The following is a 12802-nucleotide window of genomic DNA, read 5'->3' as shown; positions in this document are numbered from 1 at the left end:
AAATAACTTTTTATAGGCTTTTTAATGCTTTTTTTATTATTGTCTCCACAGAAGCATCGGGATCTTCTTTAACAATTTTTTCTATTATTTTTTCTGAAGTTTTTCGTACAAAACCTAAAACTTCCAAAGCTGATAACGCTTCATCTCGATTTCTATTGCTTTGTGGCATAGAAACTTCATCTAAATCATATAATTTCAAGACCTTCTCTTTTAGATCTAATATCACTCGTTGAGCAGTCTTGCTTCCAATGCCTTTTATAGATTGAATTGTAAGAACATCAGCAGATGCAATAGCATTAGTAATTTGCTTCGGATCTAATGAGGAAAGCATTGTACGCGCTATACTTGCACCTATTCCTGAAACGGACAATAAAAGTCTAAAAATTTCTCTTTCTGACTTTTCCATAAAACCAAAAAGTGTATGCGCATCCTCTTTAATTTGAAGATGCGTATACACTTTTATGAAATCTGTATTGGGTAACAAAGAATAAGTATGTAATGAGATATTAACATGGTAACCAACGCCTCCACAATCAATAATTATTTGCGTAGGTGATTTCTCAACTAACTTGCCTTGTAAATGTGCTATCATGAGTAGTAAAATATGTTCAAATATAACAAATTTAACATACGATTAACTTAATTTTACAACTTTAACTTTACTTCTTTGTTACGTAACAGTAGACTATTTTACTTTTTTACTCTGTTTTTCTTGCGCATCAATAACTGCGATAGTAGCCATATTTACCATCTCTTCTACGCTCGCACCTAGTTGAAAAATGTGAACTGGTTTATCTAATCCCAAAATAATTGGACCTACAGACTCCACTTTATTTAACTCTTTTAAAAGCTTGTAAGTAATATTAGCAGAATCTAGATTTGGAAAAATCAATGTATTAACTTTTTTACCAGCTAATTTTGAAAACGGAAATTTATCTTTTATCAACTCTGAGTTTAATGCAAAATCAACTTGAATTTCTCCGTCGATAATTATATCTGGATGATTTTTATGTAAATAAGCAACTGCCTCTCTAACTTTAGTCGCACTTTCACTTGTTGAAGAACCAAAATTAGAAAACGATATCATTGCAATAACTGGTTCTACACCAAACATCCTTGCGGTTTTTGCAGTCATAATTGCAATTTTAGCAAGATCATCAGATGATGGATTGATATTTATTGCAGTATCTGATAAAAACATTGGACCACGTGAAGTCATCATCATATTAGTAGTCGCTACAATCGAAGCTCCAGGTGCTTTTTCTATAAGTTGAAGCATTGGTTTTACCACTGCAGGATAACTTCTAGAATGTCCAGTAACCAAAGCGTCAGCTTCACCTTCATTCACCATCATTGCGGCAAAATAGTTTCTTTCACGCATTAATTTTTGGGCATCAAAAAATGAAATGCCACGTCTTTTTCTTGCAGTCCAATACGTTGTTGCAAATTTATTTCTACGTGCTTCTTCTTCGTCTGTTTTCGGATCTATAATTTGAACATCAGCATTAAAGCCAATTTCCTCTTTTAATTCTAAAATTATTTGTTTGTTACCAAGTAATATTGGAAAACCAATTCCATCTTCCCACACAATTTGAGCTGCTTTAAGGACATCTAAATGATCTGCCTCAGCAAAAACGATTTTTTTAGGATCTGTTTTAGCTCTGTTAGTCATTAAACGCAACATTTTATTGTCATTACCTAAGCGGTCTAAAAGCTCTTCTTCGTATTTATTCCAATCTGTAATTGGATTTTGAGCTACACCAGAATCCATCGCTGCTTTGGCAACAGCCGGAGCAACAACAGTAATTAAGCGTGGGTCAAAAGGTTTTGGAATGATATATTCTCTTCCAAAGTTTAATTTTGTAGCGCCATAAGCAACATTTACTTGTTCTGGAACTGACTCTTTAGTTAGTAAAGCCAACGATCTAACGGCTGCCATCTTCATAGCTTCGTTAATTGTCGTAGCTCTAACGTCAAGAGCACCTCTAAAAATATATGGAAATCCAAGAACATTATTAACTTGATTAGGATAATCAGAACGACCGGTTGCCATAATTACATCACTACGCGTTGCAATTGCAAGATTGTAATCAATTTCTGGATCAGGATTTGCCATCGCAAAAACGATAGGGTTTTCAGCCATGCCGAGCAGCATTTGAGCAGACATAATATCTCCAGTAGACAAACCTAAGAAAACATCAGCACCAACCAATGCTTCCTCTAAATTCATTTGTGGAATGTCTTTAGCATACTTCAACTGCAAATTAGATAATTTAGGATTATCTTTTGTCAACAGTCCTTTACTATTAAACATAAAAATATTTTCAATTTTCACACCTAATAAAAGATATAGATCAGCACATGCTATCGCCGCTGACCCAGCTCCTGAAACAACTAATTTTACATCTTCTGCTTTTTTATCAGCTAATTCTAGTGCGTTTAATAATGCTGCTGAAGAGATAATTGCTGTACCGTGCTGATCATCATGCATAACCGGTATGTTCAATTCTTCAACTAATCTTCTTTCGATTTCAAAAGATTCTGGAGCTTTAATATCCTCAAGGTTAATTCCACCAAAAGTAGGAGCAATATTTTTTACAGTTTGAATGAATTCTTCGATATCCTTTGTTCCAATTTCGATGTCAAAAACATCAATATCAGCAAATATTTTAAACAACAAGCCTTTTCCTTCCATTACTGGTTTTGAAGCCTCTGGACCAATATCGCCAAGACCTAAAACTGCTGTTCCATTTGTGATTACTGCAACTAAATTTCCTTTTGCAGTATATTTATAAACGTTATTTACATCCTTTACAATTTCTAAACAAGGCTCCGCGACACCCGGTGAATAAGCTAGAGATAAATCTCTTTGTGTTGCATATTTTTTAGTAGGAACTACTTGAATTTTACCAGGAGTTGGTTTCGCATGGTACAATAACGCTTCTCTTCTTTTACTATTCTTTTCCATTGATATTAGATTTTATTCTAGCCGACAAAGATAGAGGACTTGGTTTAAAAAGTTGTCATTTATCTTAATCTTTTCTAAAAATCACCGTACTATCAATAGAAACAAACAAGAATAGCCACAATATCTGTGGCTATTATAAATATTACGCTTTAAGGATTTTATTGAGTAATGTATGAGTTTAAGTGCTCTATCGTATCTTTTTGCATTTCCATTATTGCTTTTACAACATCACTTATCGAAATAATTCCAATAACAATATTGTTTTCTAAAACTGGCAAATGTCTCACTCTCCTTTTGCTCATTAATTCCATACAAAATTCTAAATTATCTGAAGGAGTTACTGTTACAACATCAGTCTCCATAATTTCGTGAACAAACGCTTTCTTAGAAGACTTAGACTTTAAAACAATTTTTCTAGCGTAATCTCTTTCAGAAAGAACACCTTTTAAAATCGTGTTTTCTATTATTAGAATTGCACCAATGTTCTTTTCACTCATAACTGTCAGCGCTTCGTAAACAGTGTTTGTTGAAAGAATGGAATACACTTCCTTTCCTTTAGTGCTTAAAATTTGATTTACCGTCATAACTCATTCATTTAGTGAGTCATAAAGTTAAAAAAAATATAACATAAAGCAACTAAAATAAATAAATAACAAAAAAATCATTTCATTTTATTGTAATCTGTTTGTCTTAGCGGAATATTAAACATGACTATAATCAAATTTTTTAGAAGCAAAAACAATCTACTTTAAGAAATCAATATTTCTTTTTAAACCTAGATATTTCGCTCTTTTTATAGGGGATTTTTTAAAAACAGCTCTAAAGGTTTCCTCAGTAATTTCGATCCAATCCCTTTTAGTCATCGAAAGTAAGTCTGGATGAGGAGTAAGTAATGGCTCACTATGTGGTTTTGAAAACTTGTTCCACGGACATACATCTTGACAAACATCGCAGCCAAAAGCCCAATCATCAAACTTACCTTTCATTGCAGCTGGAATGCTTTCCTTCAACTCTATCGTAAAATACGAAATACATTTACTACCATCTACGATATAAGGAGAAACTATAGCTTCCGTAGGACAGGAATCGATGCAAGCGGTGCAACTCCCACAGTGATCTGTAACGGCATGGTCATAGTCTAAATCAAGATCAATTATTAGCTCTGCGATAAAGTAAAAAGAGCCAACCTTTTGTGTAATTAAATTACTATTCTTTCCTATCCATCCTAATCCACTTTTTGCAGCCCAAGCTCTATCTAAAACTGGAGCTGAATCAACAAATGCACGTCCGCCAACTTCTCCTATTTCGAATTGAATAGAGTGCAAAAATTCTTTTAACTTATCTTTAATTATAAAATGATAATCTTCACCATAAGCATATTTAGAAATTTTAAAACTATCAGAATTTTGCAAATCCTCGGGGTAATAGTTTAGTAAAAGCGAAATAACGCTCTTTGAACTTTCAACAAGCAAGGTTGGATTTAAACGTATGTCAAAATGATTTTCCATATAGGACATCTGACCATTACGATTTTGATTTAACCAGTTTTCTAAACGAGGTGCTTCTTCCTCTAGAAAACCAGCTTTCGATATTCCACAAGACAAAAATCCAAGACGTATGGCCTCGGATTTAATGAATTTTGTATATGTTGTTTTTGTACTAATATCAAATTTAGATTAAAATATTATTGCAATAAATAGTTTAATTTGTAGGGTAGAATAAATAAAACTATAGTATGTAGAAAACTTTAGAATAGACCAGCCTGAATATTAGTATTTAGTTTACCTAAGTGCTTATACGCTTTATCAGTAACTTCACGACCTCTTGGAGTTCTCATAATAAAACCCTCCTGAATTAAAAACGGTTCGTAAACTTCTTCAATTGTTTCGCTACTTTCTGATACGGCTGTCGCCAAAGTGGATAATCCTACTGGACCACCTTTGAATTTATCAATGATAGTATTTAGTATTTTATTATCCATTTCATCTAAACCATGAGCATCTACATTTAGTGCTTTCAATGCATAACGTGCAATTTCAATATCGATAGTTCCGTTGCCTTTTATTTGTGCAAAATCTCTAACACGACGTAACAAAGCATTGGCAATACGTGGCGTACCACGACTCCTACCTGCAATTTCGATAGCTGCTTCCATAGATATTGGCATTTTAAAAATCGTCGCACTTCTTTCTACAATTGTTGTCAACAACTCAGTTGTATAATATTGCAAACGTGATGCGATTCCAAAACGAGCTCTCATTGGAGCAGTCAGCAACCCAGATCTAGTAGTAGCACCAATTAATGTGAAAGGGTTTAAATTTATCTGTACCGTACGAGCGTTCGGACCAGATTCTATCATAATATCTATTTTAAAGTCTTCCATAGCTGAATATAAATATTCTTCCACTATGGGACTTAAACGATGAATTTCATCAATAAAAAGCACATCTCTCTCTTCCAAGTTGGTTAAAAGACCAGCCAAATCTCCCGGCTTATCTAAAACAGGACCTGAAGTAATCTTGATACCTACTTGTAACTCATTAGCTAAAATATTAGCAAGCGTAGTTTTCCCTAGTCCTGGAGGACCATGAAACAAAGTGTGATCTAACGCCTCATTTCTTTGGTTCGCTGCTTGAACAAATATTTTCAAGTTTTCAAGTACCTGATCTTGTCCAGCAAAGTCATCAAAAGAAAGAGGTCTTAATTTCTTTTCGAGATCAAGCTCCTCTGAATTATAACCGTTTGTAGTAGGATCTAAATTTTCATTCATAGAACAAAGATAGAATAAAGTTACAAGTAAAAAAAAATGCCTTTCAGAATAGAAAGGCATTTTTAATATATTTAAAATCTAGTGATGTAATTCTTCTTCACCTGGTTTCATTGGTACATTTTGAGGTACAAAATCTACGTCATGATTAGGGTTACTATAATCATATGGCCATCTGTGAACTTCTGGAAGAGCACCTGGCCAGTTTCCATGTATGTGTTCTACTGGAGCAGTCCATTCAAGAGTTGTAGATTTCCATGGATTCTGTACTGATTTTTTACCGTAAAAAATACTAGCAAAGAAATTGTATAAGAAAACAAGTTGGAAAACTCCACCAATTAAAGCAAAAGTAGTAATAAGAACATTCACATTTTGAAGATCATCAAACAAAGGGAAACTAGTATTTGTGTAATAACGTCTTGGAAGACCCGCTAATCCAATAAAGTGCATTGGGAAAAATACCCCGTAAGCACAAACTGCAGTTACCCAAAAGTGAATATAACCTAAATTTTTGTTCATCATTCTACCATACATTCTTGGGAACCAGTGGTAAACACCAGCAAACATTCCGTATAATGCAGAGATACCCATTACTAAGTGAAAGTGAGCAACCACAAAATAAGTATCGTGAACATTAATATCCAGAGTACTATCTCCAAGAATAATTCCTGTTAGTCCACCAGTTATAAATGTCGAAACCATACCAATCGAAAACAACATAGCTGGATTCAATTGCAAATTACCTTTCCATAAAGTCGTGATCCAGTTAAAAGCTTTTACAGCAGATGGTATCGCAATCAATAAAGTGGTAAACGTAAAGACAGATCCTAGAAATGGATTCATTCCTGAAACGAACATATGGTGACCCCAAACGATCGTTGATAAGAATGCAATTGCTAAAACAGACATGATCATCGCTCTATAACCAAAGATTGGTTTACGAGAACTCGTAGCCATAACTTCAGATACAATTCCCATTGCTGGTAAAATAACGATATACACCTCAGGGTGACCTAAGAACCAGAACAAGTGCTCAAACAATACAGGAGAACCTCCTTGATAATGTAAAACTTCTCCAGCTATATAAATATCAGATAAGAAGAATGATGTTCCAAAACTTCTATCAAAAATTAATAATAACGCAGCAGATAAAAGAACTGGAAACGACACAACTCCAATAATTGCAGTTACAAAAAATGTCCAGATTGTTAATGGTAACCTAGTCATCGACATTCCTTTTGTTCTAAGGTTGATAACTGTTACGATATAATTTAAAGATCCTAATAAAGAAGAAGCAATAAATATAGCCATTGATATTAACCAAAGAGTCATACCCATTCCTGAACCAGGGATTGCCTGTGGCAACGCACTTAAAGGAGGATAAATTGTCCAACCTGATGATGCAGGACCAGCTTCAACAAATAATGAACTAAGCATTACAACAGCTGATATGAAAAATAACCAATAAGAAACCATATTCATAAACCCTGATGCCATATCTCGTGCACCAATTTGAAGTGGAATCAATAAGTTACTAAATGTTCCACTAAGACCGGCAGTCAAAACAAAGAAGACCATTATGGTACCGTGTATGGTAACTAATGCTAAATAAATATCATTAGCCATAACCCCATTAGGAGCAAATTTATCACCTAATAAAATATTGAATATTTTAAAAGATTCCTCAGGCCATGCTAATTGCATTCTAAAAAGCAATGACATTAGCACCCCGATAACTCCCATTATAATACCTGTAATTAAGTATTGCTTGGAAATCATTTTATGATCTATACTAAATATGTATTTAGTAATAAAAGTTTCTTTATGATGATGTTCGTGTTCGTGATCCAATGCGTGATCGTGACCTTCTGCTGACATATATGTATACTTTAAATTTTCTTAATAATATTATTTCATTGCCATTTTAACAACAACCGCAGTATCTGCGCCTTTTGTCGAATCCATTTTAGTAGCTCCGTCAATTGCTGGAACTGGAGTAGCGTTAGCTTCTTTAACTTGAGTTACAAGAAGTGCTTGCTCATTGATCCACTTTTTATAATCTTCAGGAGTGTCAACAATTACTTTCATTTGCATATTGTAGTGAGATGCACCACATATTTTATTACAAAGTAGTAAGTAATCAAAAGCGTAAGGATCTAAAGCTGTTTCGCCTTTAGCAACTAATTCAACACTTTTCTTCGCTCTTAAATCATTAATGTGTGCTACCTTTTCAATCATATAAGGCAACTCTCTATACTCAGCAGTAGTAAATACTGGAGTAAAAGCAAACTCAGTAACCATACCAGGAACAACATTCATTTGTGCTCTAAAGTGAGGAAAATAAGCAGAGTGCAAAACATCTTGAGATCTCATTTTGAAATGAACTTTCTTTCCTATCGGAATGTGCAGTTCAGTAACAACGATATCATCTTGAGAATATGGATCGGCCATATCAACACCTAGACTATTTACACCTTCAATTAATCTTACGTTAGCTTTACCTAGTACATTATCTTCACCTGAATATCTAGCTTTCCAGTTAAACTGCTGCGCATAAAGCTCAATAACAATTGTATCCTCATCTTCATCAACAAACATAATATTTGTCCATGCATATAAACCGTACAAAATCAAACCAGCTAATACAACCGCAGGGATAACGCTCCATAATGCCTCTAACTTATTGTTGTCAGCAAAGTAAAGTGCTTTTTGATCTTTTTTACCTCTGTATTTAAAAGCAAAATAATGTAAAAGCGCTTGTGTAATTGCCTGAACAATGAATATAAGAACCCATGTAATGTTCATTAAAAAGTCAACATCTTCGCCATGCTCAGAAGCTGGTGTATGTAAAACTAAAGGACCCCATTTAAACAATCCGTATATTGTGAAGATATAAAGAAAAGCAAGAAATGTGAACATGATATAACCTTGAACGTTATTATCATCATCTGTCGCTACTTCTGATGTATCTCTATTAGAACCAACTTGCGTTAGGTCGAATATTTTAGTCAATTGCCATAGAGCAACAGCTAATAAAACTAAAACTATAATTACCAACAAACTTGTCATCTGTTTTCTACTTTAAATATTAATAATGGAAATGTTTACTTTCATCAATGAAAGGATTTCTTTTTGGTAACAATGGTGATTTAGTTAATGCTGTGAAAACAACAAATATAAATAATCCAAGGAAGAAAAGGATAGAAGCTATCTCAGAAACTCCAATAAACCATCTGTCTCCAACTGTTCCAGGCATAATCATAAGGAAGAAATCTAGGTAATGTCCTAACAACATTACAACTCCAGCCATAACTAAAACCCACGTAATTCTCTTGAAATCTGTATTGATCAATATTAATAAAGGAAAAATAAAGTTCATCGCTACAGCTGTAAAAAATGGAAGGTTATATATTTCTATTCTTGTGATGAAGTAAGTAACTTCTTCAGGAATATTAGCATACCAAATTAAAACAAACTGTGAAAACCATAAGTAAGTCCAGAAAATACTGAAACCAAACATAAATTTAGCTAAATCATGAATATGACTTGTATTAACATGTTCCAAAAGACCTTTCGATTTCAGATATAAAGTTACCAATGCGATAACTGTAATACCACTTACGAAGAAGCTTGAAAAAACATACCATCCAAATAATGTACTGAACCAGTGTGGGTCGATTGACATAATCCAATCCCAAGACATAATAGATTCAGTTACAATAAAGAATACAAGAAATATAGCTGAAATATTAAAGTTCTTTTTATAATTAAGATTGTCGTTAGCTTCATCTTGAGCTAAACAATTTTTTCTAGAATAATACTGATATAAATTCCAACCAATTAAGAAAATTGCAGCTCTAATAATCCAAAAAGGAAAGTTTAAATAACCTGCCTTGTTAGCAATCAATTTATCTGCAGCAACTACAGCAGGATCTAACCATACGAAAAGATGATTAAAATGAAAACCTGACAATAATAATATGATAAAGAATATAACAGATCCTACAGGTAAATATGACGTAATACCTTGCATTACTCTAAATAAAACAGGCGACCATCCCGCTTGAGCTACTTGTTGAATAGCATAAAACGCTAAAACACCAAGCGAAACAAGCATAAAGAATATACACGCTACATAAAAAGCAGCCCATGGTTTGTTTTGTAATTGATGTAAAACATGATTTAAATGTTCTGCATGCTCTTCTTCAGCATTAACAACATGTTTTTCTCTATTAATTTTTGAAATCACTTCAACAGGCGCAACTGTAGTTTCATTCATAACTTTAGCAGTGTCTGTTTCAACAGGCATAACAACTTTAGAATCCTCTACTTTTTTATCAGCTGCGGCTACATTATGAGACTCAGTCGCATCATGTGCAGCTCCCGCTTCCGCAGAAACTTCGTGTTTTGCTTCACCATGACCACCATGACTCTCCGATGCAAGAAGCGCTTCAACTTCTTGAATATCTTTTGGTGCAGTATAAAAACCATATCCAATTCCTAATATACCAACGGCCATTAAGATGAATGAAAGAGTTTTTAATTTACTTGAAAATGTATACATATCTATTACGATCAGTTTGTTCAACAATTATAATTCGCTTTTTAGTTTTAGAACATAGTCAGCAACTAACCAACGTTCTTGGGGATTCAATTGATTTGAGTGTGAACCCATTGAATTCAAACCATAAGTTACAACATGATAAATACTACCTTCTGTTATAACTCTATCTGCATAGCTAGGAACTCCTAAAAATTTCTCTCTCTCTACTAATTTACCTTTACCATTCCCGGCTGAACCGTGACAAGTCATGCAGTAAATATCATAAAGCTCTTTTCCTTTTTCTGGATTTCTATCTTCAACAGCTAGAGGCGACTTTAAATTAGCTTTAGCTAACTCGTAACCTGCAGTAGAATTTTCATAATCAAACGGTTCAAAACCTCTGTTTATTGATCCTTCTGCTGGAAGCTGAGCCTCTTTACCATCTTTAAATGCATTCGATTCAGAGTAAGTTTCATAACCTACTGATTCGTACATATTTGGAAAATATTGATAGTTTGGTGCCGATGTATTATGGCAAGATGAAACTAAAATAGTTATACCAAATAAAAGTGTTATTTTATATACGCTTTTCATATCTAATTTAATGCTTATCTATTACTTTAACTTCTACAGCTCCGGTACTTTGAAAAAATGAAATTAATTCTTCTTCATTATCCCTTACAGCAACTTCCATTAAAAAATGGTCATCTGTAGTTCTAACATCTGGATTCTCTGCTTGTTTAAATGGCCATAATCTACTTCTCATGTAAAAAGTAATTACCATTAAGTGAGCTGCAAAAAATACAGTAAGTTCAAACATAATTGGAACGAATGCTGGCATATTTTCAATGTAGCTAAAACTTGGTTTACCACCAATATCTTGCGGCCAGTCTTCGATCATAATATAGTTCATCATCCAAGTTGCAAATGATAATCCCACACAACCATAAAGGAAAGCACAAATTGCTAATCTTGTAGGTGCAAGTCCCATCGCTTTATCCAAACCGTGTACAGGGAATGGAGTAAAAACTTCTTCAATATGATGATGAGCTGCTCTGGTTTGTTTAACCGCATCCATCAAGATATCATCGTCATTATAAATGGCGTATATTACTTTATTACTCATGGTGTGAATCTTTATTTGCTTCTCTTTCTCTTTTATAATTATCTCCAGTTCCTTTCAAAATTGTTTTTACTTCAGCTTGTGCAATCACAGGGAAAGTTCTAGAATATAATAAAAACAATACAAAGAAGAAACCAATAGTACCAATAAATGTACCTATATCAACAAACGTTGGTGAAAACATTGTCCAAGAAGATGGTAAGTAATCTCTATGTAACGAAGTTACGATAATTACAAATCTTTCGAACCACATTCCAATATTAACAACAATTGAAATTATAAATGAAAACATGATACTTGTTCTTAATTTTTTGAACCACATAAATTGTGGAGAAAAAACGTTACATGTCATCATTGACCAATATGCCCACCAGTAAGGTCCTGTTGCTCTGTTAAGGAAAGCATACTGCTCATATTCTACACCAGAATACCAAGCAACAAACAGTTCAGTAATATAAGCTACACCTACTATAGATCCAGTAATCATGATAACAATATTCATCAACTCAATATGTTGAACCGTAATGTAAGCTTCAAGATTTGAAACTTTTCTCATTATAATAAGCAACGTATTCACCATTGCAAATCCCGAGAAAACTGCTCCAGCAACAAAGTAAGGAGGGAAAATCGTAGTATGCCATCCTGGTATTACTGAGGTAGCAAAGTCCATCGATACAATAGTATGCACAGAAAGTACAAGTGGAGTAGCTAAACCTGCAAGAACTAAAGATACTTCTTCAAAACGTTGCCAGTCTTTTGCTCTACCGCTCCATCCGAAACTCAATATAGAATAAACTCTTTTGTTAAAAGGAGTAATTGCTCTATCACGTAGCATTGCAAAATCAGGTAGTAAACCAGTCCACCAGAAAACTAATGAAACCGAAAGATACGTTGAGATAGCAAATACATCCCAAAGTAATGGAGAGTTGAAGTTAACCCATAACGAACCAAATTGATTCGGGATAGGAAGAACCCAGTATGCTAACCATGGACGACCCATGTGTATAATTGGAAACAAACCTGCTTGAATTACAGAGAAAATTGTCATTGCTTCAGCAGAACGGTTAATCGCCATTCTCCAACGTTGACGGAAAAGTAAAAGTACTGCAGAAATTAACGTTCCTGCGTGACCAATACCAACCCACCAAACAAAGTTAGTAATATCCCATGCCCATCCGACAGTTTTATTTAATCCCCATGTACCAATACCTGTAGACACGGTGTAGATAATACAGCCAAGTCCCCAAAGGAAGGCTATTAATGCGATTGAAAATACAATCCACCAATGTTTGTTTGCTTTACCTTCAACAGGTCTAGCCACATCTACAGTTACATCGTGATAAGTTTTATCACCTATAACTAAGGGTTTTCTAATGGTTGCTTCGTAGTGAGACGACATAA

General features: G+C 34.0%; 11 protein-coding genes. All 11 read right to left on the bottom strand.

The window, feature by feature from the left end:
* Positions 1-10: 10 nt before the first annotated feature.
* Positions 11-592 (bottom strand): Holliday junction branch migration protein RuvA, encoded by a 582-nt coding sequence (ruvA, locus tag BC961_RS00805; protein WP_121923964.1) that lies wholly within the window; start codon positions 590-592, stop codon positions 11-13.
* A 93-nt stretch (positions 593-685) separates the two neighbouring features.
* Positions 686-2968: an NADP-dependent malic enzyme gene (locus tag BC961_RS00800; protein ID WP_121923963.1), complete on the bottom strand. Its 2283-nt coding sequence runs from the start codon at positions 2966-2968 to the stop codon at positions 686-688.
* 158 nt (positions 2969-3126) lie between these two features.
* A complete protein-coding gene (locus tag BC961_RS00795) occupies positions 3127-3552 on the bottom strand; it encodes a CBS domain-containing protein (RefSeq protein ID WP_121923962.1) in 426 nt (141 codons plus the stop codon).
* A gap of 159 nt (positions 3553-3711) precedes the next feature.
* Positions 3712-4632 carry a tRNA epoxyqueuosine(34) reductase QueG gene (gene queG / locus BC961_RS00790; RefSeq protein ID WP_121923961.1) on the bottom strand — a complete coding sequence of 307 codons (921 nt, stop codon included), beginning with the start codon at positions 4630-4632 and terminating at the stop codon, positions 3712-3714.
* A gap of 83 nt (positions 4633-4715) precedes the next feature.
* Complete coding sequence (gene ruvB / locus BC961_RS00785; protein ID WP_121923960.1) at positions 4716-5738, bottom strand: Holliday junction branch migration DNA helicase RuvB; 1023 nt, start codon at positions 5736-5738, stop codon at positions 4716-4718.
* Positions 5739-5816: 78 nt separating this feature from the next.
* Positions 5817-7613, bottom strand: coding sequence for a cytochrome c oxidase subunit I (locus tag BC961_RS00780; RefSeq protein WP_121923959.1), 1797 nt, complete (start codon positions 7611-7613; stop codon positions 5817-5819).
* A 30-nt stretch (positions 7614-7643) separates the two neighbouring features.
* Entirely contained in the window at positions 7644-8804 is a 1161-nt protein-coding gene (locus BC961_RS00775; RefSeq protein ID WP_121923958.1) for a cytochrome c oxidase subunit II, read from the bottom strand.
* Between the two features lie 19 nt (positions 8805-8823).
* Positions 8824-10299: a quinol:cytochrome C oxidoreductase gene (locus BC961_RS00770; RefSeq protein WP_121923957.1), complete on the bottom strand. Its 1476-nt coding sequence runs from the start codon at positions 10297-10299 to the stop codon at positions 8824-8826.
* 27 nt (positions 10300-10326) lie between these two features.
* Positions 10327-10872, bottom strand: a complete 546-nt coding sequence (locus tag BC961_RS00765; protein ID WP_121923956.1) for a c-type cytochrome — start codon at positions 10870-10872, stop codon at positions 10327-10329.
* 7 nt (positions 10873-10879) lie between these two features.
* Complete coding sequence (locus BC961_RS00760; protein WP_121923955.1) at positions 10880-11404, bottom strand: DUF3341 domain-containing protein; 525 nt, start codon at positions 11402-11404, stop codon at positions 10880-10882.
* Positions 11397-12800, bottom strand: a complete 1404-nt coding sequence (gene nrfD, locus BC961_RS00755; RefSeq protein ID WP_121923954.1) for an NrfD/PsrC family molybdoenzyme membrane anchor subunit — start codon at positions 12798-12800, stop codon at positions 11397-11399. Before nrfD ends, BC961_RS00760 begins: the two co-directional genes overlap by 8 nt.
* Positions 12801-12802: the final 2 nt, after the last annotated feature.

Source organism: Flavobacterium weaverense (assembly GCF_003688495.1).
GTDB lineage: Bacteria > Bacteroidota > Bacteroidia > Flavobacteriales > Flavobacteriaceae > Flavobacterium > Flavobacterium weaverense.
This window is presented reverse-complemented; position numbering and strand designations above follow the sequence as displayed.

Excerpts from the sequence above, each read along its gene's own strand:
- ruvA (WP_121923964.1), bottom strand. The coding sequence starts at position 592 with ATGATAGCACATTTACAAGGCAAGTTAGTTGAGAAATCACCTACGCAA.
- BC961_RS00800 (WP_121923963.1), bottom strand. The coding sequence starts at position 2,968 with ATGGAAAAGAATAGTAAAAGAAGAGAAGCGTTATTGTACCATGCGAAA.
- BC961_RS00795 (WP_121923962.1), bottom strand. The coding sequence starts at position 3,552 with ATGACGGTAAATCAAATTTTAAGCACTAAAGGAAAGGAAGTGTATTCC.
- ruvB (WP_121923960.1), bottom strand. The coding sequence starts at position 5,738 with ATGAATGAAAATTTAGATCCTACTACAAACGGTTATAATTCAGAGGAG.
- BC961_RS00780 (WP_121923959.1), bottom strand. The coding sequence starts at position 7,613 with ATGTCAGCAGAAGGTCACGATCACGCATTGGATCACGAACACGAACAT.
- BC961_RS00775 (WP_121923958.1), bottom strand. The coding sequence starts at position 8,804 with ATGACAAGTTTGTTGGTAATTATAGTTTTAGTTTTATTAGCTGTTGCT.
- BC961_RS00770 (WP_121923957.1), bottom strand. The coding sequence starts at position 10,299 with ATGTATACATTTTCAAGTAAATTAAAAACTCTTTCATTCATCTTAATG.
- BC961_RS00765 (WP_121923956.1), bottom strand. The coding sequence starts at position 10,872 with ATGAAAAGCGTATATAAAATAACACTTTTATTTGGTATAACTATTTTA.
- BC961_RS00760 (WP_121923955.1), bottom strand. The coding sequence starts at position 11,404 with ATGAGTAATAAAGTAATATACGCCATTTATAATGACGATGATATCTTG.
- nrfD (WP_121923954.1), bottom strand. The coding sequence starts at position 12,800 with ATGTCGTCTCACTACGAAGCAACCATTAGAAAACCCTTAGTTATAGGT.